The organism is Brenneria goodwinii, from assembly GCF_002291445.1.
Classification (GTDB): domain Bacteria; phylum Pseudomonadota; class Gammaproteobacteria; order Enterobacterales; family Enterobacteriaceae; genus Brenneria; species Brenneria goodwinii.
Genome location: NZ_CP014137.1, coordinates 3,716,906 through 3,742,003, shown reverse-complemented (window position 1 = coordinate 3,742,003; position 25,098 = coordinate 3,716,906). Strand labels below are relative to the sequence as shown.

Here is a 25,098-nt window from a genome sequence, read left to right as displayed (position 1 = left end):
TGCCGTTAGAGAAAAGGGATGTCATTCTATCATGCATGGCGCTAACAGCCAGTGCTGCAATGTTAATCGCCCCGGACCGCTGAATGAGAGCGTTGCCTCGCCGTCATGAAAACAGCTGGCGGACATCACTGCCGCGCCATCATTGATAAAAATCTCGACGCTCGACCGATCGAACAAGATGTGCAGTTGGCGTAATTCTCCGCGCCAGTAGCGATGTTCCGGTTCGCCGGTGCGCCGGTTACGTCGGCTCAGGATCAGACGTTCGCCATCCCAGCAAAGCACCAGAACGGAAGAGATATCAAGCTGGAACTCTCCCTGAGAAGTTAAGGCGACCTCGGCGCTACTGACGGGTAATTGCGGCGCATAGCTGGCGACGCCCTGCCATGCATAATGTTGCGTGCGCAATTGTTGCAATTCTCGAGCGGGGTGTTGGTAGAGTTTGCCTTCGCGCAACGTCAGTTCCCGCGGGCAGGTCATGGTATGGATCCACCCATGGGCGATCGTGGGTTCAAAAAACTCATTCTCATCAGGAATGGCCATCCAGCCAAACATCAAACGCCGTCCGTCCTCGCTGTTTGTGGTTTGCGGAGCATAAAATTCAAAGCCAAGATCCAGTTCGCTGAATCCATGATGCTGGTAAACGCCGTTTTGATAATCCAACTGGCCAATGAAATAGCCCGCCTGAAAGGTGTTTAGATAGCGCTCCTCTTGCGCAGGGATACCCTGCGGGCAGCAAATCAAAATATCCTGTTCGTTCAGCCTGAATAAATCCGGACACTCCCACATGTAACCAAAGTCATCCAGCCCGCCCAGTCGGGAACCGGCAATCTCAGAGATTTTATCCCAGTGGAGGAGATCGCCAGAACGATACAACAGGACTTTACCCTGTTTCTGCTTGTCCTGTGCGCCCAGAACCATGTACCAGTGCGCCCCATGTTTCCATACTTTGGGATCGCGGACATGCCCGGTATAACCGTCGGGCAGATCCAGCACCGGCCCCAGCTTGTCATACTCGCCGTCGGCGTTTTCTCTGGCCAGGCACTGGAATGCCGTACGCGAGCCGTCGCTATATTTCACATTACCGGTATAAATCAGGGTGATCGCGCCGTTATCAACCACGGCGGAACCGGAGTAACATCCATGTGTTTCGTAGCTTTCACTGGGCGCCAGCGCGACGGGCTCATGCCGCCAGTGCACCAGATTTGTCGAACTCCAGTGCCCCCAGAATTTTGCTCCGTGGGCACAGGCTAAAGGATTCCACTGATAAAACAGATGGTAACGCCCGTTATGATGAATAAACCCGTTCGGATCGTTGAGTAGCCCCACGTTCGGTGAAAGGTGCCAATGCGGGCGATAAGGATCGTCACCGATACGCGTCTGGTTAGACATCAGGGCGCGGGCCATACGTTTTAATAAGTGGATTTCCTTCATTATTCGCTATCCGTTTTATATTTCATCAGTAATGAAAGGGTAAATGCCGCGCCAAAGGCGATGACCATACCAATCAGATAACTAAGCATCGAGCCGGACTGAACGATCGCCAGCCCCGGTATACCGGTCAACCCGACTGCGGTCATATTGACATGGTTGAATACCACCCATGCGCCGCCAAAAGCCCCGCCCGTCAGCGCCGCCAGGAAAGGTTTTACAAAACGCAGGTTGATACCAAAGATGGCCGCTTCGGTGATCCCCAGCAGAGCAGAGAATGATGATGGGATGACGATGGCTTTAATCTTCGCGTCTTTGGTTTTGAAATAAACCGCCAGACAGGCGCCGCCCTGAGCGACGTTGGCCATTGCCCATATGGGCAGCAGGAAGTTGACGCCGATGTTCGGGTTACCCAATAGTCCGGCCTCAATGGCGTGAAAGCTATGGTGAACGCCGGTGATGACAATCGCGGAATAGAGTCCGCCGAACAGCAGCCCGGCCAGCCATCCTGCGTGCGTAATCAATGTGCTCAGTACGAAAGAGATGCCGTCGCCCAGCATACGGCCGGCCGGGCCGATGATCAGGAAGGCGATAAAGCCGGAAATGACCACGGTCAGGAATGGGGTGATGATGATATCCAACGCATCGGGCACCACTTTGCGCAGGTGTTTCTCCACCATGCTCATAAACCAGACCGCCAGCAGCACCGGAAATACCGTGCCCTGATAGCCGATCATGGCAATGTCCAGACCGAACAGACTCATGGTCTGGAAGCCGCCGGCCACCCCCCAGGCGTTGGTGAGCGCAGGGTGGGTGAGAATGCCGCCCAGCGTCGCGCCAAGGTAGGGATTACCGCCAAATTCCCGCGCGGCGGTGAAACCGATAAGAATAGGCAGAATGATAAAGGCGGCGGAGCTGAACATGTCCAGCATAATGAAGATTGCGCTATTGGCGTCAGCCCAGCCATTGGTTTTAATTAACCCGAGCACTCCCATCAACAGACCGGACGCCACAATCGCCGGAATGATGGGAACGAAGATATTCGACAGCAGCCGGGCCAGGCGTTGCAGCGGGTTTAGTTTCTGTGCGGCCAGCGTGGCGGCTTCAGACTTACTGGACTCACTGATACCGACGACTTTGATGAATTCGGCGTAAACCTTGTTGACCAACCCGGTGCCGAAAATGATCTGAATCTGTCCTGCATTGTGAAAGCAGCCTTTGACCCCTTCGACATTTTCAATTGCTTTTTTATCGGCCAGGCTATCGTCGTTAAGCACCAGACGCAAACGGGTGGCGCAGTGGGCGGCACTGGCGATATTTCCTTTTCCGCCCAACAGGGGGATAAGTGCTTTCGCTGTGGCGTTAATGTCCATTTTATTCCTCTTTATTATTGGTTATGAGGTATCCTCATCGCCGGTTTCCAGAGAGCCCGGTCACCGGCGCTTATTGCTGTATAGTTCTTAGAACCAGGTTTCCATCTGGACGCCAAAGTTCCATTCTCCGCCAGCGGTAAAGCCGGTGGAGCCAAAGGTGTCGCTGCTTGAGTAGTTATCCAGTCGTTTGTCCCAGTTCAGGTAGCTGGCGAATAGGCGCAGCTCGGGACGGCTGAAGAAGTTAGCGATATCGCCGGTTTTAAACGTAGGCGCAAAGGTCAGCTTATAAAATCCGCCGCTGACTTTATTAAGATCGCTATAACCGCGTGGATCGAGATCCATATATTGGTAGCTGCCTTCATAGGCCAAGGCAAAGTTTTCGGTGATTTCCTGAATCAGACGCGCGTTAAACGTGACCCATTCATAGCTGTCGCCGTTAACGTAACGATCCTTGCTGCTCTGAGCCAGAATGGATGGCGCAAAACTCCAGTTTTGGCTCAGTGGCGTGGTGCCGTAGGTCGCCAGGCGCCAGGTATTGGCGTCATTGCTCAGGTTGCCGTCGGAACCGACGTTTTTAACTTCCGCGCCCAGGCCGTGACCGTAGAGGATCGCCGTTTTGGCGGTACCTTCACGTAACCCGTAGAAGCTGTCGCCGTGGTAAGCGATCATGGCGTGATAGCCTTTATCGCCAGCATAGGGGTTACTGATCCAGGTGGAATAACTGTTATCGGTTCCCGCTCTTGCTATGTCACTGGCTCTCGCCTCATCAACATCGTTGTTTTTTGCTTTTAACCCGCTCAGCATAAACTGGAACGGTCCTACAAAGTTATTGGCGGTGAAGATATAGTTTTTGATGTCGTTATCCAGCGCGGTAATTTCGCCCAGGCTGCGACCATAGACGGAAAAGTTACTCTTGAAGCCATCCGCCCATTTTACATCGTAGATACCGCCGCCGGTACCGGCCAGGAAGATCACGTCGCTATCCAACCAGTGAATATCAAAGTTGTCGCGGTCAAAACGTTTACCGGCCCACAGCGTGGTGTCTTTCAACGCGCCGGTGAAGGTCGGCAGCGAGCCCAGTTCGACAAAGGCTTCACGTACGTTAAGGTCGCTGCTGGCGGCGGTCCAGTCGTTATAACTGCGCTGGCCGTCGGCCATCATCACCTTGAAGCGGGTGGTCGCGCCGTTGTCCAGCTTCTGTTTGTGCTCCAGTTTCAGCTCAACATAGGTGTCATCTTCGTTGCCTAAGCGGCCGATATGCCCGCCTGTGCTACCCGCTGGCGACATCCCTGGGCCGATATCGGTTTTGGAGCTGGTAGCCGAATCATTGATGGATAACCCGGAACGGGCATAGCCATGAAATTCGAAACCGTCGGCAAACGATTTCTGACTGACCAGTTCGGTGGTGCGTTGTTCAACCTGTTGGGTTTTCTGTTCGGTTTGGGCGGTGCGAGCCTCCAGTTGTTGCGTCTGTTTTTCAGCGGCTTCTGCCCTGGCTTCGGCTATCTGCGCACGCTGTTCGGCCTGTTGCAGCCTTTGTTCCAGCGCATTCAGACGCGCTTCAATACTGTCGGAGCTGGCAGCAGAAGCATAGAAAGGGCCTGAGAGTAGCAATCCAATTGCTATAGCGAGTCGGTTTGGTTTCATTTTTATTCTCTCTTATTCTTGAGGGGAGCTTTTGTGTGCTAAAAATCCGTTTTTGCTAAAATGCTAAACCGGTTTTCCCGAGGAAAAATAATGGGGAAGGTGGCAGGTTGGCAAGGAACTTTACCAACCTGTTTCAGTAACTGTGATCCTGGCTACAAAACAGGATCGATAAGCGGATATAACGGTTGTGGCTAGGCTCTGGCCAGAGAAGTGGAGTGAAGCTGTTGCGCATGGGGCAGGGCGGTCATGGCGCCTTTCGCCGTCGTCGCCAGCGCGCCGCACAATTGCGCCTGTTCGATCACATTGTCCCATGACGTCGGCTGCGATAAATCATCATATTCGGCCAGCCCCTGCAATAGCCCGGCAACAAAGGCATCACCGGCGCCAGTGGTATCCACCGGCGTGACATAAGGCGCCGGGAAGTGCAGCCGTTGCTGACGGTCGTGCAACCAAACGCCCTCGCTGCCCATGGTGACTAACAGCAGTTTAATCGGGTAGCGTTGCATCAGTTGCTCAATTCCTTGCTCCACATCGGTAGCGGCACTGAGAAAAGCCAGCTCTTCGCGTGATAATTTAACCACATCCGCCAGCTCCAGAGCCTGGTCGAGACACTCTTTCAACGCCTGCTCGTCGGTCCAGAGATCCTCACGGATATTAGGGTCGAAGCTCACCCATCCGTTTGCGGCCTTTATACGTTGCATGGCTTCAAAAGCCGTGCTGCGCGAGGGCTCCTGGGATAGGGCAATAGAACAGAGATGCAGCCATTCGCCCTGTTTGAACAGGGGCAGATCGCTCGGTTGTATAAACAGATCGGCGCTGGGGCGAACCATGAAGGTAAACGAACGTTCGCCCTGTTGGTCCAGGCTGACCACCACGGTAGAGGTCCGATGCTCGCCGTCCCCGACCATGTAATGCGTATTAACCTGTTCTCGATCCAGCACGTCGCGCAGAAAATGACCGAAGACGTCATCGCCTACCCGGCCGATAAAGGCGCTCCGGCCTCCTAATCTGGCAATACCCACCGCTACATTTGCAGGCGCGCCTCCCGGACATTTGAGATAACGCTCCGCATCTTCCGGAATGAGATCGACCACGGCGTCGCCCATCACCCAAATTTTGTGTGCCATAAAATTACTCTTATCAGGGATATTAAAATTGCTTGCTAAAATAGAAGAATCGGTTTAGCTACGCAACTTATTAACGAAATATGTTGAATGGAGGACACAAAAAAGTGATGGCGGCCGCATAATTTTGCCACTCAGGAAGGCGATTTATCCCCGTCAGCGCGCCGTATTCGTTAAACAAAAACAGATTCCGTCCGATACCAGATAAAGGCGCGGCCAGGCCGATATCGCGTCAGAAATCCGGATTTATGGCGAAAAGGAGAAGGAATATGAACCGTTGCGCATCTTGCCGAATTCGCCTCGATGTCTGTGTTATCGCCGATCCTAAGCCATATACCCTCACCGTAGTACGCACCACGCGAAATAGACATCATTACCGCTGCCAGCAACCAGAGTGGTGCGATAACCATGCGTAATTACAACCTGCTATGGGGACTGTGGGCGGTATGGGCTTTGCTGGTGACGGTCTGGCTGGTTGATATTTACCTGGATTTACCCGTCCTGTTTTATGGGAGGGCGCTGGTTGCCGTGCTGGGAATAGGGCTGCCGGTGCTGGTGGCGATGTTTTATAAAGTTAAAAGGAATAACATTATGTTTTCATTTGATAAAAATAAGAAAACGATAGAAAAACAGCAAAAGGTCGGTGAAATAAACAATCCGGCTGAATTGATTAATTCAGTCAGCCCTGTACGAGTAAAAAAAGACACCTTTATTTCTCAGGACGCGCAGATAACCGGCAAGGTGGAAGCTGAGGGCAATATAACCGTTGAAGGCCATGTCATCGGCGATTTATTCTGCGAAAACGCCATTAAAGTGGAGCATGCCGGCAGCGTCCAAGGCGAAATGAAATCGCAGCAGATTATTATTAACGGTCAGGTTGAAGGGCGTATTGAAGCCGGCGCGGTCTCTATACTGGCGCAGGGAAAAGTGGTCGGCGATATTTTTTCTGATGAGCTCTCTATTGAGAAAGGCGGCGTTTTCATCGGCCAGTCGAATACGTTGCGACGAGAGCCGCAAAGTCAGGAAAAACTGGTTTACGTGGATAAGACTGAGCAGGAAGACATTGTGACGATGGCGGGCGACATTCCGCTGTCGTCAAAGTAAAACGGGGAACATCACTGAAGTAATGCACGTTCTCGCATATTAAGGGCGGTTATGGGATGAAAGTCTTGATCCGCCGCATATCCGCGTGACTCTGATCAGCAGTTTTATTTTTGTCCACGTATAATCCCGACCTCTGTTCCCTGGTTAATAAATTATCAAGTATTAGTCGGGGTTATGTAAAACCCGTGTTCTTACAACGAAGAATTTTCTATGCCGACCAGCCTGATCCAGCCCGAACGTACACTATTCTCATACCCGCGCTATTGGGCCGAGTGTTACGGTACCGCCCCCTTTTTCCCTATGTCGCGAGGGGAGATGGATGAACTGGGTTGGGACAGCTGTGATGTGATCATCGTCACCGGCGATGCGTATGTCGATCATCCGAGTTTTGGCATGGCGATTGTCGGACGCATGCTGGAGGCGCAAGGATTTCGCGTCGGCATCATCTCTCAGCCTGACTGGACGTCGAAAGACGATTTTATGCGCCTTGGCAAGCCTAATCTGTATTTTGGCGTCACGGCGGGAAATATGGATTCGATGATAAACCGTTACACGGCGGATCGAAAATTACGCCACGACGACGCCTATACGCCTGGCAATATCGCGGGGAAAAGGCCGGATCGCGCAACGCTGGCGTATAGCCAGCGTTGCAAAGAGGCGTATAACGACGTACCGGTGATTCTGGGAGGCATCGAAGCCAGCCTGCGGCGTATCGCGCACTATGACTACTGGTCCGACACCGTGCGGCGCTCGGTATTGGTGGACGCCAAGGCGGATATGCTGGTCTACGGCAATGGCGAACGTCCGCTGGCGGAGGTGACGCACCGGTTGGCGGCCGGTGAAGCGATTAGCGATATTCAGGATGTGCGCAATACCGCGGTGATGCGTAAAACGGCGCTGCCCGGCTGGACGGGCGTTGACTCAACCCGGCTCGACAAGCCCGGCCGCATCGAGCCGATCATGAACCCTTACGGCGACGATTTACCTTGCTCGGAGGGGGAGATCCCGGCGCCGGATGCGGCCCAACCCATCACCGTGTGGGCGCCGAAACCCAAACCGTGGGAAAAGACCTATGTGCTTTTACCCTCATTTGAAAAAGTGAAAGCGGATAAGGTGATGTACGCCCATGCGTCGCGGATATTGCATCATGAAACCAACCCCGGCTGCGCCAGAGCATTGATGCAAAAACATGGCGATCGTTACGTGTGGATCAATCCTCCGGCTATTCCGCTTTCTACCGAGGAAATGGACGCCGTATTTGCGCTGCCGTTTCAGCGCGTTCCACACCCTTCCTACGGTAAGGCGGTCATTCCGGCCTACGATATGATCCGATTTTCGATCAACATCATGCGCGGATGTTATGGCGGCTGTTCCTTCTGTTCGATCACCGAACATGAGGGACGGATCATTCAGAGCCGCTCAGAAACGTCGATCGTTAAGGAGATAGAAGAGATTCGTGACCATGTGCCGGGATTCACCGGTGTTATCTCCGATCTGGGCGGGCCGACGGCGAATATGTACATGCTGCGCTGTCAGTCGCCGCGCGCCGAACAGACCTGTCGTCGCGCGTCCTGCGTTTATCCTGAAATCTGTTCGCATATGGATACCAACCACGAGCCGACGATCAAACTTTATCGGCGCGCCCGCGCGCTGAAAGGCATCAAGAAAATCCTCATTGCTTCCGGCGTCCGTTACGATCTGGCCGTCAAAGATCCGCGTTATATCAAAGAGCTGGCTGAGCATCACGTGGGCGGCTATCTCAAGATCGCGCCGGAGCATACTGAAACCGGCCCGCTGTCAAAAATGATGAAGCCCGGAATGGGAAGTTATCACTGCTTTAAGCAGCTTTTTGACAGCTATTCGGCACAGGCGGGAAAACAGCAGTATTTGATCCCCTATTTTATTTCAGCGCATCCGGGAACCCGGGATGAAGATATGGTCAATCTGGCGTTATGGCTGAAAGAGAACCGTTTCCGCTTGGATCAGGTGCAAAACTTTTATCCTTCCCCGCTGGCGAATGCGACCACCATGTATTACAGCGGCAAGAATCCGCTCAGCAAAGTGGACTACAAAAGCGAGGATGTGGTGGTGCCGAAGGGAGAACGGCAACGCCGCCTGCATAAGGCGCTGCTTCGCTATCACGATCCGGCGAACTGGCCGCTGCTGCGTGAAGCGTTGACCGCGATGGGAATGAAACGCCTGATTGGAAATCGGCCCGGCTGCCTGATCCCGGCGGAAGCGCCGGGGGAACGCGCCGCCTCACGCGGACGCGCATCCAGCCGTCCGGCATTGACCCGTTTTACCGCGCCGGTCGTCGCGCATCAGGCATCCGATAAATCCGAAAAAAAACAGACGTCGGGACATTCTCCTATGGCTAAAAACACCAAGTCCGGCAACCATTCAGGCCGGTCTAAATCGGTTAATCGGAATAAAAAAACGTCGGGCGCGTTTTTTAACGCCGGCCCGCGACGGTCCGGAGGGGGCGGGCAGGGATAGTCCGCGATAAAAAACCGGCTTAATATCACGCTGAATGGTGACAGAATATGTCTGTTCGGCACGTTGTCTCAGAGCCTAAACAGGGGCGGAGGATATGTGGATACAGGGAATACGCTTCAGACCATCTCCCGTTATTTGAAGAAACTGCATGTGCTGACGTTATGCGCGGGCGAAAATTCGGATTTATGGTGTGCGAGTTGCTTCTACACTTATGACGAACAACAGGTCGCTTTTTATCTGATGACGGAATTGCATACCCGTCACGGCGAGCTGATGTCCCGACAGCCGTTGGTCGCCGGTACGGTAAGCGGTCAGCCAAAGAGCGTCATGCTGATCAGGGGCGTACAGTTTCGTGCGCGGGCGGAACAATTGGAAGGAGAAGACGAGCAACGGGCGCGGGCGCTTTACCACCGGCGTTTCCCGATCGCCAAAGCGGCACATGCACCGATCTGGCGCTTACAACTGACGGAATTGAAGATGACGGACAATACGCTGGGATTTGGCAAAAAGCATCACTGGCAGCGTTAAGAGACAGTAACAGGGGGAGAGGTATGAGCCGGATATTGCTATTGGGAGCGACGGGGCTGATAGGGAGTGAATTGTTAAGGCTATTAAAGGCTAACAACCGGGTGGAAACGATTTATGCGCCGACCCGTAAACCTCTGGCTCCGTCAGAAAAGGTGGTTAACCCGCATGATTCCGATTTTTCGGCGGCGCTGTCTCAGATTACGGATCCGATTGATATCGCATTTTGCTGTCTGGGCTCGACCATCAAGGCTGCCGGCAGTAAACAGGCGTTCCGGCACGTGGACTACACGCTGGTGGTGGAGGGGGCAAAAGCGGCTTTAACATTGGGCGCGAAACATTTTCTGGCGGTTAGCGCTCTCGGCGCCGATACGGATTCGTTTTTCTTTTACTCACGGGTGAAGGGTGAAACCGAGAAGGCTTTACGCGAGCAGGGATGGCAACATCTGACGCTGGCCCGGCCGTCAATATTATTGGGAAAAAGGGAGATCCGCCGTCCCCTGGAAAGCCTGACGGCGCCGTTATTTCGTATTTTCCCGGCAAGATGGCAGGCTATCGAAGGGAAGACGGTGGCTCAGGGATTATTGAATCAGGCCTTTTCTCCCGAGCCCAAAGCAAGAGTGACGGTTTTGGAGTCGAGGCAGTTACGTGCGCTGGGCAGGTAGAACGCATTCCTGTAGATAACGAACGAGGGAAGACTAACGCAGGTAGTGGATGACCTGATTACTGCTGCCTCGCCAGATTAGCGAGGGATCTTTAAGATCCTGCACGAATTTGCCATCGACCAGCACGTTAATCAGGGATACAACCTGTTGTTGTTCTTCGGTCAATTCGGCCAGCACATAGCCAGTCCAGAGCCAAATATCTTTACCCGGACACTCCGCGCGTATCCGCTTCACCAACTGTAGAATATCGGGAACATTCTGCGGGTGAAGCGGATCGCCGCCAGATAGCGTAATACCCTGCCGGGGAATATTGGTGTCCTGAAGATCGGCGATGATTCTGTCCTGCAGTTCCTGCGTAAACAGTTGTCCGGAGTTTAGCCGCCAGGTGCTTTTGTTATAGCAACCGGGGCATTGATGTACGCATCCGGACACGAACAGCGTGCAGCGTGTTCCAGGGCCGTTGACAACATCTACCGGGTAATACTGGTGGTAATTCATGGCGTTTTTACTGTCGTAATGGGCTTGTAGCAATATCGCAATTCGTTATGCTCGCTGATTTCCGCCCGCGCGCACGGCATATATCGCCGTGCGCGCGAAGACGGCGTTAATCAACCTAATTGCCCGTTGCCCAGGTGTTTGATCCGGCGTTTGACTTCTTCCTGCTTACCGGCGTTGAACGGACGTGCATCCGGGCTGCCGAGGTAGCCGCAAACCCGACGGGTGACGGATACGCGGGTCGAGTCGTGATTACCGCATTTCGGGCAGGTGAATCCCTTGCTGGTACACTCGAATTCACCGGTGAAGCCGCATTCGTAGCATTCGTCGATCGGCGTGTTGGTGCCGTAATAGGGGACGTGGTTGTAGCTGTAATCCCAAACGTCTTCCAGCGCCTTCAGGTTATGTTGCAGATTCGGATATTCGCCGTAGCAAATGAAGCCGCCGTTAGCCAAATGAGGATAAGGTGCTTCAAAGTCGATTTTTTCGTACGGGTTTACTTTTTTCTCAACGTCCAGGTGGAAGCTATTGGTGTAGTAACCCTTGTCCGTTACGCCCTTGACTACGCCGAATTCAGCGGTGTCTAAGCGGCAGAAGCGGTCGCACAGGTTTTCGCTCGGCGTGCTGTACAGGCTGAAACCGTAGCCGGTTTCTTCTTTCCAGCGATCGGTGGCTTTTTTCAGGTGGGCGACGATAGCCACGGCTTTTTCGCGCAGCGTTTCATTGTCGAATACATGCACTTCATTGCCGAACAGCGCATTGATGGTTTCATGAATCCCGATATAGCCCAGTGAAATGGAAGCACGTCCGTTTTTGAAGATCTCCGCCACGCTGTCGTCGGCTTTTAAACGCACGCCGCAGGCGCCTTCCATATATAAAATAGGAGCGACGCGGGCTTTCACATTTTCCAGTCGGGCAATACGCGTCATCAGCGCCTTTTTCGCCAACGCTAAACGCTGGTCGAGCAACGCCCAGAATCGGGTTTCATCCCCGTTGGCTTCCAACGCGATGCGCGGCAGATTCAAACTGATTACGCCCAGGTTGTTGCGGCCATCGTGGATTTGTTTGCCGTCTTCTTCATAAACGCCAAGGAAGCTGCGGCAGCCCATCGGCGTTTTGAAGGAGCCGGTGACTTCAACCACCCGATCGTAATTCAGGATATCGGGATACATACGCTTGCTGGCGCATTCCAGCGCCAACTGTTTGATGCTGTAATTCGGATCGCCGGGTTTGCGGTTCAGCCCGTCGCGAATGGCAAACACCAGTTTGGGGAAAACCGCCGTTTTGTGATTTTTACCCAGTCCGGCGATGCGGTTGCGCAGAATGGATTCCTGGATCAGCCGGGATTCCCAACTGGTGCCTAATCCAAAGCCGAAGGTGACGAAGGGGGTCTGGCCGTTGGCGGTATGCAGCGTGTTTACCTCGTATTCCAACGACTGGAAGGCGTCGTAACACTCTTTTACCGTCCGGGTGCGGGCGTACTCTTCGGCTTGAGGAATATTCCATTCTTCCGCCACGGCCTGATGTTTTTTATGGCTGGCGGCGACAAACGGGGCCAGAATTTCATCGATGCGATTAATCGTCGTGCCGCCGTAAATATGGCTGGCGACCTGGGCAATGATCTGCGCGGTAACGGCAGTGGCGGTGGAAATCGATTTTGGCGGTTCGATTTCCGCGTTACCCATTTTGAATCCCTTGGTCAGCATACCGCCGAGGTCAATCAGCATGCAGTTAAACATCGGGAAGAAAGGGGAGTAGTCAAGGTCGTGATAATGGATCTCGCCACGTTCATGGGCGAGCACGACATCGCGCGGTAAAATGTACTGTTTGGCATAGTGCTTAGCGACGATACCGGCTAACAGATCGCGCTGGGTAGGAATGACTTTACTGTCTTTGTTGGCGTTTTCGTTCAGCAAAGCCATGTTGCTCTGTTCCACCAGCCCGCGGATTTCCTGATTCAGACGGCCGTGGCGCTCACGCGCGATATCCCGATCGTGGCGATACTCTATATAGGTACGCGCCAGCTGTTTGTATTTACCGGACATCAACAGATTTTCGACCGCATCCTGGATATCACGAATATCGACGCGCCGTTTATCCTGCATTTGTTGCGCGACCGCCGCGGCAACCGTAGCGCAGTAATCAGAATCGTCGATACCAGCGGCTTGTGCCGCTCGCTCTACGGCCTCTTTGATGCGTACTTCATCAAAAGGTACCTGGCAGCCATCCCGTTTAATCACTACTGGTTTCACGATCTGTTCCTCTGTTGACGTTATCCACAGGCAAATACCGCAGCGGATAAGGGCTGCGGGGGGCTGTGGATGAGATTGTGGATAAGCACTACATATAGTTCATGTTTATATGATAGACACTATATATTGAATTTGGTGCCAAGGTATCGCCATTTTTTTGATGTAGAACAAAGAAAATCGAATGTCGGAGATAATTCATACTTGAACAAAATTTCACCATCAAATGGGACAGGATACGGCGGGAATTTATTGGATCCGATATGGCAATACATTTCGATTATTTGGCTATCAAGATATCTAGACATCCAAAATGGTTTTCAGTAATGTGACAGCACTTTGGGGTTATTCCGCAGGTAATCGCCATGGGGGCGAACGCGCTGATTTTGAATGGCGGCTGATGTGGTATTGACCTGAACATATTGTCCGGCTGGCGGTAATTGCCGCCGTGCCGGTCTTAAACATAAATCCATTGTAAACACGCAGGCTGTTTAGGATAACAACAAGAACTTTTATCGCCCAAGAGGGATAACGAGGGGAAAATACCATTATGAATCGCCGCCATTTTATCAAGGGAGCCTGCGCGGTTTCCGTCGCAGCCGCGACTGCGGGCTGGCCGTTGGGACAAGCCTGGGGCGCACAGAGCGATGAGACGCCGAAGAAAGGCGGACATTTGATCATCGGGGTGGATAACGCTTCCAGCACCGATCGGCTGGATCCGGCTTTCTGGTTTGAAACCTATATGTACTTCGTCGGTTCCCAACTGTTTAATAACCTGGTTGAGCTGGACGAACAAGGCGATCTGATCCCGTCGTTGGCGGAGTCCTGGTCCAGCGCCGAGGGCGGCCGCACCTGGGTGATCACTCTCCGCTCCGGCGTGGAGTTCCACGATGGACGTACCCTGACGGCCAAGGATGTGGTCTACTCGCTGAATCATCATCGTGGCGAAAGTTCGAGCTCATCGGTGAAAGGCTATCTGGAGCCGGTGACGTCGTTGGAAGCGACCGATACCCATGAAGTCACGATCCGCCTGAGCGAACCCAATGTGGAGTTTATCTCGCTGCTGAGCGACGTCCACTTCGCCATTACGCCGGAAAATGAATCCTTCGATAAAGGCATCGGCACCGGAGCGTTTATTCTGGAGAACTTCCAGCCGGGCGTACGTACGCTGGTGAAACGCAATCCGAATCACTGGAACAGCGCGCGCGGTCATGTGGATTCCGTGGAAACGCTGGCGATGAACGACGCTACCGCCCGCGTTGCCGCGCTGGTGAGCGGTTCGGCGCATATCATCAACCGCGTCAATCCGCGCATTGTCAGCCGGATTGAAACGATGCCGAACCTGCAACTCTTGCGTTCGCGCGACGGTTTTATTTTTACCTTCCCCGGCCTGGGCAATGTGGCGCCGTTCAATTCGCTTGATGGCCGCCTGGCGTTGAAATACGCCATCGACCGCCAGCAGATCGTCGATACCGTGCTGGGTGGTTATGGCAGTATCGCCAACGATAACCCGATCTTCCCGTCAAATCGTTATTTCGCCAAAGATATTCCGCAACGCCCTTACGATCCGGACAAGGCCAAATGGCATTGGCAAAAAGCCGGTTTCAGCGGTCCGCTGGTTTTGTCGGTCGCGGATGCCGGTTTCCCCGGCGCGGTGGACGCCGGCCAGCTTTATCAGGCATCCGCTCAGCGGGCCGGCATTCCGCTGACGGTGGAGCGCGTGCCGGATGACGCCTTCTGGGATAACGTGTGGATGAAGAAACCCTTTGTGTCTTCCAACTGGTCGATGCGGCCGACGGCGGATGCGTTGCTGTCTCTGGTCTTTACCAGCCAGGCGCCGTGGAACGAGTCGCTCTGGCATGAATCGGCATTCGACCAGTTGGTGCAGGCGGCCCGGGGCGAGCCGAATGAAGATCGGCGCCGCCAGATTTATCATGATATTCAGCTGATGCTGGTGGATAAAGGCAGCGAGATCATTCCGCTGTATGCGGATACGCTGGATGCATGCAACAATAAGGTCAAAGGTTTTCATGCTATCCCGGGTTTCCCGCTTAGCGGCAATCGCGCCGCTGAAAAGGTATGGCTTAGCTAATCACAGGTAATGGTAACGTGAGTTTACGCGACAGGGTTATCTCCCGTAACGGGAGGATTGCCCGTTCTCCGCTGTTGTTGATGGTGTCCCATCGTCTGCTGGCGGGAGTAGTGATGCTGGCCGTGGTTTCGGTGCTGATTTTTTCCGGCATTCAACTGTTGCCGGGCAACCCGGCCACGGCAATTTTAGGACAGTCCGCGACGCCGGAAGCCGTGAAGGCGCTGAATCTACAGTTAGGGTTGGATCAGCCGGCAATGTCGCGTTATCTCTCCTGGTTGGGCGGCGTGCTGCGCGGCGATTTCGGACAGAGCTTTACCAGCCGTCAGAGTATTGCGCCGGTGCTGGCTTACCGGCTGGAAAATACGCTGTTTCTGGCGGGATGTACGGCGGCGATTGCGGTGCCGCTGGCGCTGCTGATTGGTTTCATTTCCGTGCGCTATCAGGGGAGCTGGCTGGATCAACTGCTGAATATGTTTACCCGCACGGCGGTGGCGCTACCGGAGTTTTTTTCTGGCTATCTTCTTATCCTGATTTTCTCCATCACCCTGTTCTGGCTACCCAGCAATAGCAGCGTCAGTGACGGCATGCCGCTGGCGTCACGGCTGACGGCGGTGGCGCTGCCCGTCATGACGCTGTTGCTGGCCGTGCTGGGCCACATGAGCAACATGACCCGCGCCGCGCTCATCAATGCCCAGCGCGCGGCTTATGTGGACACGGCGTTGCTGAAAGGTATCTCGCCCTCCGCTATTTTACTGCGCCATGTCCTGCCGAATGCCTGGGGACCCATCATTAACGTGATTGTGCTGAATCTGGCTTACCTGATGGTGGGCGTCGTGATTGTGGAAAACGTGTTTGTCTATCCGGGGCTGGGGCAATATATGGTTGATAGCATCAGCAAGCGGGATATGCCGGTGATTCAGGGCTGCGCGCTGGTGCTGGCGGCAATTTATATCCTGCTTAACCTGCTGGCGGACGTGATTGCGCTGATGGCGAATCCGCGTCTGCGCCATGCCCGCTGATGCCGGCAACAATAAACCGATGAAAATAATGAGAGACGGCATGCCTACAGAAAGGGAATCACACTGAATGCCTGCGTTAAAACCTTCCGTTGTGCTCGGCCTGTTGGGACTGAGCCTGTTTATTTTAGTCGCTCTTCTGGCTCCCTGGCTGGCGCCTTATCCGGCTGATCAGGTGGTTGGCGGAGCCTGGCTGGGACCGACGGATAACCTGTGGCTAGGCACTGATAATCTGGGACGGGATCTGTTTTCCCGCCTGATTTGGGGCACCCGTACCTCGCTGGCGGTCACGGCGCTGGCGGCGCTGCTGGCGTTTGTGCTGGGAACCGGCCTGGGATTTCTGGCCGGCGTTTGCGGCGGCTGGGTGGATCAACTGATTTCCCGCATAAACGATGTATTGATGGCCATCCCCACGTTGATTTTCGCGCTGGTGGTATTGGCGCTGCTGCCGAAAAATACGCCGATCATTATCCTGGTATTGGGCGTACTCGAAGCGACGCGCGTGTTGCGCGTCGCTCGGTCGCTGGCGGTGGATATCGCCACCCAGGAGTTTATTGAAGCGGCGAGAATGCGCGGGGAGTCAATGCGCTGGATCCTGTGGCGTGAAATCCTGCCCAACGCAGCGATCACGCTGGTGGCGGAGTTCGCCATGCGTTTTATCTTTATTCTGCTGTTTCTCTCCTCGCTGTCGTTTCTTGGCATGGGGATCCAGCCGCCGACGGCGGACTGGGGCGGTCTGGCGCGGGATAATAAAGACGGGATCCTGTTCGGTGTCTGGGCCGCGCTGGTTCCCGGGGTGGCTATCGCCTTGCTGGCGCTATCGCTGAACGTAGTGGCGGACTGGATACTGAGTCGTAACGAGCGTGGCTGGGCCGGAGGCAAACGTGGCTGAGTTACTGCATGTTGAGCGACTCCGGGTGGAGGCGGGCGATCGGACCTTGGTGGACGATATCTCTTTCAGCCTGCATAAAGGTGAGGTTCTGGGGCTGATCGGCGAGTCGGGGGCGGGAAAATCCACCATCGGGCAGGCTATTCTCGGTCACTGCCGTCATGGAATGCATATCCGGCAGGGACAAATCTGGTTTCAAGGGGCGGATTTGGCCGCCATGTCTGAAAGGCAGCTACGCAAGATACGCGGCCGGCGCATTGCCTATGTCGCTCAATCCGCCAGCGCCGCGTTTAATCCGGCTCTCTGCATCGGCGATCAGGTCATCGAGGCCGCGGTGCGCCACCGGGCGCTGTCACGCCAGCAGGCGACCGAACGGGCGTTGACGCTGTTTAACCAGCTCGCTTTGCCGGAACCGGCAACATTCTTTCATCGTTATCCCCATCAGGTATCGGGAGGACAGCTCCAGCGGGCGATGATCGCGATGGCGATCTGCGCCGAACCCGATCTGATCATTTTTGATGAGCCGACGACGGCGCTGGATGTTACCACTCAGTTGGAGGTATTGAAGGCGATCGACGACGTTATCCGGCTGACCGGCGTCGCGGCGCTGTATATCAGTCACGATCTGGCCGTTGTCGCTCAGCTCAGCGATAGGATAATGGTGTTGCGCAACGGGCGTCAGGTGGAAACAGGATCGACGGAGCAGATATTGTCGCAGCCTGCGCAGGCGTATACCGCTCAACTGTTGCAGTCGCGGGGACGGCAGAAAACGCCTTTACCGCCGCAGACCGACATTCTGCTGGATATCCGGGCGCTGAGCGTATGTTTTCAGCGTCAGCCTGTGTTGCTGGATATCGGCCTGCAACTGCCCCGTGGCCGGACGCTGGCGATAATTGGCGAATCCGGATCGGGAAAATCAACGCTGGGGCGTGCGGTCTGCGGGCTGTTACCGTCCTACACCGGTGAGATTTGGCTGAAAGGCGAATGCCTGCCGCCGCATCTGGCAAAGCGTGCCCGCCGTCAGTTGCAGTCGGTGCAGATGATCCATCAACATCCTGATATGGCCCTCAACCCGCGGTTAACCGTGGGCGTGCAAATTGAGCGCACTATCGTATGCCTGACGGATTTACCGGCAGCGCAGCGTAAAGCGCGGGTGCGGGAATTGTTGCATCAGGTGGGGCTGCCGACCCCGGTGGCTGAACGTTACCCGACATCGCTTTCCGGCGGACAGAAGCAGAGAGTGTGTATTGCGCGCGCGCTGGCCGCTGAGCCTGAGCTTATTGTCTGCGATGAACCGACCTCGGCGCTCGATCCCCTGGTCGCCCGCGAGGTACTGGCTCTGCTGCGCGCCATCCAGCAGAAAACTGGCGTATCCTATCTGTTTATCACCCACGATTTACACGTCGTGCGCGAGGTAGCGGATAGCGTGGCGGTGTTGCGGCATGGGCGCATTATCCGTCAGGGCGCAGTGACGCAAACGCTGACGCCGCCGCTGGATGACTATACGCAGCGGCTTCTGGACGCGGTGCCGGAAATGCGCCGCGGCTGGCTGCAAGAAGCGATGGCAACCGGCGCATAACCGCGGAAAGAAGGCGGGTTCGTCAGCCGGGAAAAGGCGGCAACTGGCGAAAGGTATTCAGCAGTCCTTCCGACCATGCTCTGCGGATGTTGATGAAGTAGTCGTCTCTTTCGGTGATGCGCCGTTGTTCACTGACGTCAAAGCTGCCGGCGCGGTAAATCATTACGTCCAGCGGCAGCCCGACGGACAGGTTGCTGCGCAGGGTGGAATCAATGGAGATCAGCGCGCAGCACATGGCCTGTTCGAGCGGCGTGTCCATGCTCAGCACCCGATCGATAATCGGTTTACCGTACTTGCTTTCGCCGATTTGGAAATAGGGGGTGTCGCTGGTGGCTTCGATGAAGTTGCCTTCGGGATAAATATGGAACAGCCGAGGGGCTTCACCGTTGATTTGGCCGCCAAGGATCATATTGCAGCCGAAATTGGTGTTGCTGCCGCTCTGCTGGGACTGGCTGTCGCGGTAGATGACTTCACGTATCGTTTCCCCCAACAGCATGGCGGCATCGTACATTGAGCCCGTCTGCAATAAGTTTGGCGTTTCCTGCGCCTCGATACGGGCGCTAAGCAGGCTGATGATACTTTGCGTTGTGGCCAGATTGCCGGCGGACTGGATCACCAGAACATGTTGATCATCATGGAAAACATGAAGTTTTTTGAACGTCGAGATATGATCAACGCCCGCATTGGTGCGGGAATCCGAAGCAAACACTAAACCGTCAGACAGACGCATGGCCACACAGTACGTCATAAGTACCTTCTTGTTAAAAATTCACTGTTGCTGTTGTACCTGCTGCTGCTTTTCAAACAGGCGGACTTCAGCCTCCGAAAACATCTCTTCGCACCCGCCGCCAAGCCGCGTGCCGCGCACCGGGCAGGCATCAAGATAATCCATACCGACCGCTAACAGCAAATGCTGATTGAGCTGACAAGTATTATTCGTAATATCAAAGCCTTGCCAGCGATCGTCCAACCAGGCTTCCGCCCAGGCGTGCATGGCCACATGCTGCGTATCCTCGCTGTAGACATAGCCGCTGGCATAGCGGGCCGGGATATTCAGGCTACGGCAGCAGGCTAGAAAAACGTGGGTATGATCCTGACAAACCCCTTTTTGCATGGAAAACGCTTCCGCCGCGGTGTCCTGCACCTGCGTGGCGCCGGGAGTATACGGCATTTTCAACCGTAATTCCGTCATCAGATCGACCAGGCTTTCTTCGGTCGCCTGAGGCCGGTAATAATGCTTTGCAAACGCGCGGATATTGCCATCGGCTTCTGTCAGCGGCGTGGTGCGCAGGAATACCAGCGGCGACAGCGTGTTCGTTTCGCCGCCGTAGTAAGGCTCCTCTGCGTTATCGGCGATTTCCACCACGCCTTGAGCGTGAATAGTGATGTCGCGGTGTGGAACATCAAGCGTCAGCACGTGCAGGACATTGCCGTAAGCATCGCTGGTGGCGACGGCCGAGGCGGGCAGCGTCAGTTTCCATTCGTGAATCTGCTGGCGGGCTGAACTTTGCGGCGTCAAACGCAGATACTGGGTGCTGAATTTCACTTCCTCATCATAGCGATAATGCGTCAGGTGATTAATGGTAAGTTTCATAGCGCCTCCAGATAGGTGTGACGGATACTGTCAGCCAGCTCATTGATTTTACTTAGGAAGTGATTCAGATAGGTATCAAGCCCTTCCTCCATGATGTCGTCAAGCGTGCTGAATCGTAGCTCCACGTGCAGAAGATGGGCCAGCCGTTGGGGAACCTTGGCCCGCTGACTGCCAATCGCCTCCAACTGTTGCACCAGATCGTCCATACAGGCGTGCAGCGAACGGGGGACATCCGCGCGCAGCACCAGCAGTTCCGTCACGGTTTCCCGGCTGATCGGCTGGCGATAGATACTATGGTAGGCTTCTCTGGCGCTGACCGCCCGCAGCAGCGTATCCAGCCGGTAATATTCGCGCACCGGATCCGGATCGCTATTCAACTGCTGCGTTTTCAGGTTGAGTAACTGCGCGGTGGCGTCGGCGCGTTCGATCAGCGTGCCAAGGCGAATAAAACTTTGCGCATCGCCGCGCAGCAGGGTGCCGAACATCGCCCCCCGGAACAGGTGGGCGCGCTCTTTGACCCAATCGAAAAAAGCATCGATACCGATTTTATCCACGCCCTGACCGCGCAGGTTACGGATATCAATACGGGTGGTGTTAATGCATTCCCAGACTTCTGAAGAGAGGCTGCCGCGCACCGCGTGGGCGTTGTTCCAGGCCATCTCGATGCAGTTATAGATACTGCTGGGGTTCTGGCTGTCCAGCGCAAAGAAGTTCAGCAGGTTGTTCATGGAGAAGCGGGCGTAACGCTCCTGGAACAACTCATGCGTATAGGTCAGGTTCAACGGCAACGCCAAATCGCGCAACTGTTGGCTGTGGCGCGGCATCATGGACAGTTTGTAAGTCACGTCCAGAACGCGGGCGAGGCTTTCCGCCCGCTCCAGATAGCGGGCCATCCAATACAATTCACTGGCTGTGCGGCTTAACATTATTCATCCTCCTCCATGACCCAGGTATCTTTGGTGCCACCGCCTTGCGATGAGTTGACCACCAATGAACCTTCCGTTAATGCGACGCGGGTTAAACCGCCGGGTATCAGGCGGATCTCTTCTCCTGACAGCGCGAACGGGCGCAGATCGATATGGCGGGGAGCCAGTCCGTCTTCCACGAAGGTCGGGCAGGTGGACAACGCCAGCGTTTCCTGGGCGATGTAATTGTGCGGATTCGTCAACAGGCGCTGGCGGAAATCGTCGATCTCCTGACGGGTCGCTCGCGGGCCAACCAGCATGCCGTATCCTCCGGCGCCGTGGACTTCTTTCACCACCATGGTATTCAGATTGCTGAGCACATGGCTTAGCGCTTTGGGATCGCGGCACTGCCAGGTCGGAATATTGCCCAAAATGGGATCTTCAGACAGGTAAAAGCGGATCATATCCGGGACGTAAGGATAGATGGATTTATCATCCGCGACGCCGGTGCCGATGGCATTGGCCAGTACCACGCCGCCGGCGCGGTATACCGACAACAGCCCCGGAACGCCGAGCATAGAGTCAGCGCGGAATGCCAGCGGATCGAGGAAGTCGTCGTCCACCCGGCGATAAATTACGTCCACCCGACACGGGCCTTCGGTAGTGCGCATGAAGACCGCGCCCTCTTTAACAAACAGATCGGCGCTTTCCACCAGTTCGACGCCCATCTGCTGAGCCAGAAAGCTGTGCTCGAAATAGGCGCTGTTGAAGCGTCCCGGCGTCATCACGACAACGGTCGGATCGTCAACCAGCGTGCTTTCACGCAGCGTTTGCAGCAGATAGCTGGGGTAGCGTTCGACGGGGGCGATATGCTGGCTGGCGAAGAGATCCGGATACAGCCGCATCATCATTTTGCGGTTTTCCAACATGTAGGAAACCCCGGAAGGCGTGCGCAAATTATCTTCCAGCACGTAATAGTGGCCGTCGCTGTTGCGCACCATATCGATACCGGTGATATGGGCATAAATATCGTTGTGTAAATTCACTCCCTGCATGCAGGGCTGATATTGCTCGTTCGCCAGCACCTGTTCGCTGGGAATAATGCCGGCCTTAAGAATATGTTGTTGATGGTAGATATCGTACAGAAAGGCGTTCAACGCCTGAACGCGCTGGCGGATACCGCGATCGAGCTGGCGCCATTCATGCGCGGGAATAATGCGCGGCACGCTGTCGAAGGGAATTAACCGTTCGGTGCCGCCCTCTTCGCCATAGACGTTGAAGGTGATCCCTACACGGTGAAACAGCAGTTCGGCCTGCTCCTTTTTCTGCCTGATAGCCTGTTGATCGGTCTGTTGCAGCCATTGCCAATAGGAGTTGTAGTGTTGGCGTTGTTCGCCTTCTGCGGAAAGCATCTCGTCATAGTAAGACGGTGTTGGAAGCGTCATTTTTATCATTGTCATCCTCTGGCATCACGCTGAAAAGTGATAATCAGGTGATGCATAAAGTGCGCCATAGTGAGAAAACGCCGGGAATGTTATGGTTTTGCGCTTTTTTTGCTCTTAAATGGTGCGCAATTTCGTGTGGATGCACAATGTTGGGCGGTGGCGGGGGGAGAACAGGGTAGCAACAGCAGGAGAAAGACGCTGAGAATGGTTCTCAGCAGCGCCATGAGCCGGCTGGCGGCGTGGCGGACAATAGTGACCCGCCAGAAGAAAAGACGCCACCAAACGGTGCGTCTTTTGGCATTACGCCCAATAATGGGGCTTAGCGGCGTACCGCGATCGCTTCAATTTCGATTTTTACGTCTTTGGGCAAACGGGCGACTTCGACGCAGGAACGCGCTGGGAACGACGCGTTGTGTTCGGTGAAGAACGCTTCATAGGCGGCGTTAACGGTGGTGAAATCGTTCAGATCTTTAACGAAAACCGTCGTTTTAACGATATCGGAAACTTTCAGACCAGCGGCTTCCACAATGGCCTTAACGTTATCCAAAGACTGGCGCGCCTGTGCCGTAATGTCGTCCTCAACCAGGCCGGTTTTCGGGTTGACCGGAATCTGGCCGGAAGTGAGGATCATGCTGCCAAGATCGACGCCCTGTACATAAGGGCCAATGGCTGCCGGAGCGTGTTCGGTGCTGATGGTGCGTGACATAGAATCTCCCATTGTTTATCAAAAACGCGAATGTGCCATTATTCAAAAAAGCACCGTATCAGGCAAGGCGGAGAGCAAGACGCGCCGAAGAAAAACGCTGGCGCGCCTGAGAATGGTTAAAGAAGGGCGTTAACGATCCTGCAATACCGCCTGACGCTCAAACTCTTTTTCGCAGTACTTGCACTTCAGCTGGACCTCTTCATCACGCAGTTTGACGCTGAATGATGATGAGACCGGCTCTATGCGACTGATGCAGTTGCTGTTCGGGCAAGTTAATACATCGTCGATATGGTCGGGCAGCGTCGGCGACAGTTTACGCACGACATCGTAGTCGTCGATCTGATTCACCGTGGCCTGCGGCGCATAAATCGCCAGCTGGTTTGCCTGTTGTTCGGTCAGGAACACATTCTCGATCTTGATCAGATCCTTGCGGCCAAGCTGGTTGGAAGGCAGATTGAGGCCGATGGTGATGCGTTGGTCTGTTGCGGTCAGCTTGAATAAGGTCAGCAGCTTAAAGCCCACCTGTGCGGGAATGTGGTCGATAACCGTGCCACGTTTGATGGCTTCTACCTGTAATTTATTATCGTGAGTCATGACTATTCCTCTTCTCTCACAGAACCAGTTCGCGATTCAGTACCATCGCCAGCAGCGCCTGACGGGCGTAAATACCATTTCCCGCCTGCTGGAAGTAGTAAGCGTATGGCGTTTTATCAACATCAGTGGTGATTTCATCGATGCGCGGCAGCGGGTGCAGAACCTTCAGATTCGCGCGCGCGCCGTCCAGATCGGCGGCCCGCAGAATGAACTGAGACTTGATATTAATGTATTCGGATGGATCTAAACGCTCTTTCTGTACCCGGGTCATGTACAGGATATCCAGATCGGCGACCACTTCTTCAATACTGCTGTGCAGGCTGTAGGGAATATTTTTTTCTTCCAGCATTTTCAGAATGTAATCGGGCATCGCCAGCGCATCCGGGGCGATATAGTAGAAACGGTTGCCCTCGAATTTCGCCAGCGCCTGTGTGAGCGAATGAACGGTACGCCCGTATTTCAGGTCGCCAACCATGGCGATATTGATATTGCTCAGACGGCCCTGCGTTTCCTGAATGGTAAACAGATCGAGCAATGTTTGCGTCGGATGCTGGTTGGCGCCGTCGCCGGCGTTGAGTACCGGTATACCGCCGGAAAATTCGGTCGCCAGGCGGGACGCGCCTTCCTGCGGATGACGCATGACGATCGCATCCACATACTGGCTGATGACCGAAATGGTGTCGGCCAGCGTTTCGCCTTTTTTGCCCAGCGAAGTATTACTGCTGTCGGCAAAGCCAACGACGGAGGCGCCCAAACGATGCATCGCCGTTTCAAAGGATAAACGCGTGCGCGTTGACGCTTCGAAAAAACAGCTGGCGATGACTTTGTGCTTCAACAGCTCGGGTTGGGGATTCGCTTTCAGACTGGCGGCAACCTGCAATGCCAGTTCCAAATCCTCTCGGCTGAGGTCGTTAATTGAAATGACATTTTTTTGATAAAGCGGATTGACCATTTTTATGTTTTCTCCCAACGGTTAGGCCCGGTAAACAGATATTCGCAGAAAATGACAGGTAAAAAAGTTCCAGAAGACGTTTTTGACGTCGCATAGCGACGGCCCGAAGGGTGACCGCCAGGGATGGCTGGTCACAAAAAAAAAGCCCCTCAATGAGGGGCTTTTTTATCAACGATCGATTAAGCAACGGAAAGGAAAACGCTTGCCGGCTGCCGGACGG

General features: G+C 54.6%; 21 protein-coding genes. 8 read left to right on the top strand and 13 right to left on the bottom strand.

Annotated elements, in window-relative coordinates; genetic code table 11:
- Positions 1-21 precede the first annotated feature (21 nt).
- From ACN28R_RS16595 to ACN28R_RS16580, 4 genes are all read right to left on the bottom strand, one after another.
- Positions 22-1,431: a glycoside hydrolase family 32 protein gene (locus ACN28R_RS16595; RefSeq protein WP_095834980.1), complete on the bottom strand. Its 1,410-nt coding sequence runs from the start codon at positions 1,429-1,431 to the stop codon at positions 22-24.
- On the bottom strand, positions 1,431-2,801 hold the full coding sequence (locus tag ACN28R_RS16590; RefSeq protein ID WP_095834979.1) for a sucrose-specific PTS transporter subunit IIBC: 1,371 nt from the start codon (positions 2,799-2,801) through the stop codon (positions 1,431-1,433). The genes ACN28R_RS16595 and ACN28R_RS16590 overlap by 1 nt, the downstream gene beginning before the upstream one ends.
- Positions 2,802-2,888: 87 nt before the next feature.
- A complete protein-coding gene (locus ACN28R_RS16585; RefSeq protein ID WP_095834978.1) occupies positions 2,889-4,448 on the bottom strand; it encodes a carbohydrate porin in 1,560 nt (519 codons plus the stop codon).
- Between the two features lie 191 nt (positions 4,449-4,639).
- Positions 4,640-5,575 (bottom strand): aminoimidazole riboside kinase, encoded by a 936-nt coding sequence (locus tag ACN28R_RS16580; RefSeq protein WP_048636426.1) that lies wholly within the window; start codon positions 5,573-5,575, stop codon positions 4,640-4,642.
- Between the two features lie 405 nt (positions 5,576-5,980).
- On the opposite strand from ACN28R_RS16580, the gene ACN28R_RS16575 reads away from it, so the two are divergent.
- From ACN28R_RS16575 to ACN28R_RS16560, 4 genes are all read left to right on the top strand, one after another.
- A complete protein-coding gene (locus ACN28R_RS16575; RefSeq protein WP_231604075.1) occupies positions 5,981-6,676 on the top strand; it encodes a bactofilin family protein in 696 nt (231 codons plus the stop codon).
- A 210-nt stretch (positions 6,677-6,886) separates the two neighbouring features.
- Positions 6,887-9,172, top strand: a complete 2,286-nt coding sequence (locus ACN28R_RS16570) for a YgiQ family radical SAM protein (RefSeq protein ID WP_095834977.1) — start codon at positions 6,887-6,889, stop codon at positions 9,170-9,172.
- 96 nt (positions 9,173-9,268) lie between these two features.
- Entirely contained in the window at positions 9,269-9,700 is a 432-nt protein-coding gene (locus tag ACN28R_RS16565; protein ID WP_048636424.1) for a YhbP family protein, read from the top strand.
- A gap of 23 nt (positions 9,701-9,723) precedes the next feature.
- On the top strand, positions 9,724-10,362 hold the full coding sequence (locus ACN28R_RS16560; RefSeq protein ID WP_095834976.1) for an NAD(P)H-binding protein: 639 nt from the start codon (positions 9,724-9,726) through the stop codon (positions 10,360-10,362).
- Positions 10,363-10,395: 33 nt separating this feature from the next.
- On the opposite strand, the gene nrdG is transcribed toward ACN28R_RS16560, so the two are convergent.
- Both nrdG and nrdD read right to left on the bottom strand, forming a co-directional pair.
- Positions 10,396-10,860, bottom strand: a complete 465-nt coding sequence (nrdG, locus tag ACN28R_RS16555; RefSeq protein ID WP_095835833.1) for an anaerobic ribonucleoside-triphosphate reductase-activating protein — start codon at positions 10,858-10,860, stop codon at positions 10,396-10,398.
- Between the two features lie 110 nt (positions 10,861-10,970).
- Positions 10,971-13,109, bottom strand: a complete 2,139-nt coding sequence (gene nrdD, locus ACN28R_RS16550) for an anaerobic ribonucleoside-triphosphate reductase (RefSeq protein ID WP_048636421.1) — start codon at positions 13,107-13,109, stop codon at positions 10,971-10,973.
- Positions 13,110-13,656: 547 nt separating this feature from the next.
- Between nrdD and ACN28R_RS16545 the strand changes: the two genes are divergently transcribed.
- The 4 genes from ACN28R_RS16545 (at position 13,657) to ACN28R_RS16530 (ending at position 18,682) form a co-directional block, all read left to right on the top strand.
- Positions 13,657-15,198, top strand: coding sequence for an ABC transporter substrate-binding protein (locus tag ACN28R_RS16545; RefSeq protein WP_095834975.1), 1,542 nt, complete (start codon positions 13,657-13,659; stop codon positions 15,196-15,198).
- Between the two features lie 80 nt (positions 15,199-15,278).
- A complete protein-coding gene (locus ACN28R_RS16540; RefSeq protein ID WP_048636419.1) occupies positions 15,279-16,217 on the top strand; it encodes an ABC transporter permease in 939 nt (312 codons plus the stop codon).
- Positions 16,218-16,284: 67 nt separating this feature from the next.
- Positions 16,285-17,106, top strand: coding sequence for an ABC transporter permease (locus ACN28R_RS16535; protein WP_048636418.1), 822 nt, complete (start codon positions 16,285-16,287; stop codon positions 17,104-17,106).
- Positions 17,099-18,682: an ABC transporter ATP-binding protein gene (locus tag ACN28R_RS16530; RefSeq protein ID WP_095834974.1), complete on the top strand. Its 1,584-nt coding sequence runs from the start codon at positions 17,099-17,101 to the stop codon at positions 18,680-18,682. Before ACN28R_RS16535 ends, ACN28R_RS16530 begins: the two co-directional genes overlap by 8 nt.
- A gap of 22 nt (positions 18,683-18,704) precedes the next feature.
- Here ACN28R_RS16530 and ACN28R_RS16525 read toward each other — a convergent pair whose 3' ends face one another.
- The 7 genes from ACN28R_RS16525 to pyrB form a co-directional block, all read right to left on the bottom strand.
- Complete coding sequence (locus ACN28R_RS16525) at positions 18,705-19,430, bottom strand: proteasome-type protease (RefSeq protein WP_048636416.1); 726 nt, start codon at positions 19,428-19,430, stop codon at positions 18,705-18,707.
- A 21-nt stretch (positions 19,431-19,451) separates the two neighbouring features.
- Complete coding sequence (locus tag ACN28R_RS16520) at positions 19,452-20,276, bottom strand: transglutaminase family protein (RefSeq protein WP_095834973.1); 825 nt, start codon at positions 20,274-20,276, stop codon at positions 19,452-19,454.
- A complete protein-coding gene (locus ACN28R_RS16515) occupies positions 20,273-21,202 on the bottom strand; it encodes an alpha-E domain-containing protein (RefSeq protein ID WP_048636414.1) in 930 nt (309 codons plus the stop codon). The genes ACN28R_RS16520 and ACN28R_RS16515 overlap by 4 nt, the downstream gene beginning before the upstream one ends.
- Entirely contained in the window at positions 21,202-22,635 is a 1,434-nt protein-coding gene (locus tag ACN28R_RS16510; RefSeq protein WP_048636413.1) for a circularly permuted type 2 ATP-grasp protein, read from the bottom strand. The genes ACN28R_RS16515 and ACN28R_RS16510 overlap by 1 nt, the downstream gene beginning before the upstream one ends.
- A 310-nt stretch (positions 22,636-22,945) precedes the next feature.
- Positions 22,946-23,332: a 2-iminobutanoate/2-iminopropanoate deaminase gene (gene ridA / locus ACN28R_RS16505; protein ID WP_048636412.1), complete on the bottom strand. Its 387-nt coding sequence runs from the start codon at positions 23,330-23,332 to the stop codon at positions 22,946-22,948.
- 129 nt (positions 23,333-23,461) lie between these two features.
- Positions 23,462-23,926: an aspartate carbamoyltransferase regulatory subunit gene (gene pyrI / locus ACN28R_RS16500; RefSeq protein WP_095834972.1), complete on the bottom strand. Its 465-nt coding sequence runs from the start codon at positions 23,924-23,926 to the stop codon at positions 23,462-23,464.
- A 16-nt stretch (positions 23,927-23,942) separates the two neighbouring features.
- Positions 23,943-24,878 carry an aspartate carbamoyltransferase gene (gene pyrB / locus ACN28R_RS16495; protein WP_048636410.1) on the bottom strand — a complete coding sequence of 312 codons (936 nt, stop codon included), beginning with the start codon at positions 24,876-24,878 and terminating at the stop codon, positions 23,943-23,945.
- Between the last annotated feature and the right edge of the window lie 220 nt (positions 24,879-25,098).

Bases quoted from the DNA above. Each gene is read 5' to 3' on its own strand.
- ACN28R_RS16595 (WP_095834980.1), bottom strand. From the start codon at position 1,431: ATGAAGGAAATCCACTTATTAAAACGTATGGCCCGCGCCCTGATGTCT.
- ACN28R_RS16590 (WP_095834979.1), bottom strand. From the start codon at position 2,801: ATGGACATTAACGCCACAGCGAAAGCACTTATCCCCCTGTTGGGCGGA.
- ACN28R_RS16585 (WP_095834978.1), bottom strand. From the start codon at position 4,448: ATGAAACCAAACCGACTCGCTATAGCAATTGGATTGCTACTCTCAGGC.
- ACN28R_RS16580 (WP_048636426.1), bottom strand. From the start codon at position 5,575: ATGGCACACAAAATTTGGGTGATGGGCGACGCCGTGGTCGATCTCATT.
- ACN28R_RS16575 (WP_231604075.1), top strand. From the start codon at position 5,981: ATGCGTAATTACAACCTGCTATGGGGACTGTGGGCGGTATGGGCTTTG.
- ACN28R_RS16570 (WP_095834977.1), top strand. From the start codon at position 6,887: ATGCCGACCAGCCTGATCCAGCCCGAACGTACACTATTCTCATACCCG.
- ACN28R_RS16560 (WP_095834976.1), top strand. From the start codon at position 9,724: ATGAGCCGGATATTGCTATTGGGAGCGACGGGGCTGATAGGGAGTGAA.
- nrdG (WP_095835833.1), bottom strand. From the start codon at position 10,860: ATGAATTACCACCAGTATTACCCGGTAGATGTTGTCAACGGCCCTGGA.
- ACN28R_RS16545 (WP_095834975.1), top strand. From the start codon at position 13,657: ATGAATCGCCGCCATTTTATCAAGGGAGCCTGCGCGGTTTCCGTCGCA.
- ACN28R_RS16540 (WP_048636419.1), top strand. From the start codon at position 15,279: ATGGTGTCCCATCGTCTGCTGGCGGGAGTAGTGATGCTGGCCGTGGTT.
- ACN28R_RS16535 (WP_048636418.1), top strand. From the start codon at position 16,285: ATGCCTGCGTTAAAACCTTCCGTTGTGCTCGGCCTGTTGGGACTGAGC.
- ACN28R_RS16525 (WP_048636416.1), bottom strand. From the start codon at position 19,430: ATGACGTACTGTGTGGCCATGCGTCTGTCTGACGGTTTAGTGTTTGCT.
- ACN28R_RS16520 (WP_095834973.1), bottom strand. From the start codon at position 20,276: ATGAAACTTACCATTAATCACCTGACGCATTATCGCTATGATGAGGAA.
- ACN28R_RS16515 (WP_048636414.1), bottom strand. From the start codon at position 21,202: ATGTTAAGCCGCACAGCCAGTGAATTGTATTGGATGGCCCGCTATCTG.
- ACN28R_RS16510 (WP_048636413.1), bottom strand. From the start codon at position 22,635: ATGATAAAAATGACGCTTCCAACACCGTCTTACTATGACGAGATGCTT.
- ridA (WP_048636412.1), bottom strand. From the start codon at position 23,332: ATGTCACGCACCATCAGCACCGAACACGCTCCGGCAGCCATTGGCCCT.
- pyrI (WP_095834972.1), bottom strand. From the start codon at position 23,926: ATGACTCACGATAATAAATTACAGGTAGAAGCCATCAAACGTGGCACG.
- pyrB (WP_048636410.1), bottom strand. From the start codon at position 24,878: ATGGTCAATCCGCTTTATCAAAAAAATGTCATTTCAATTAACGACCTC.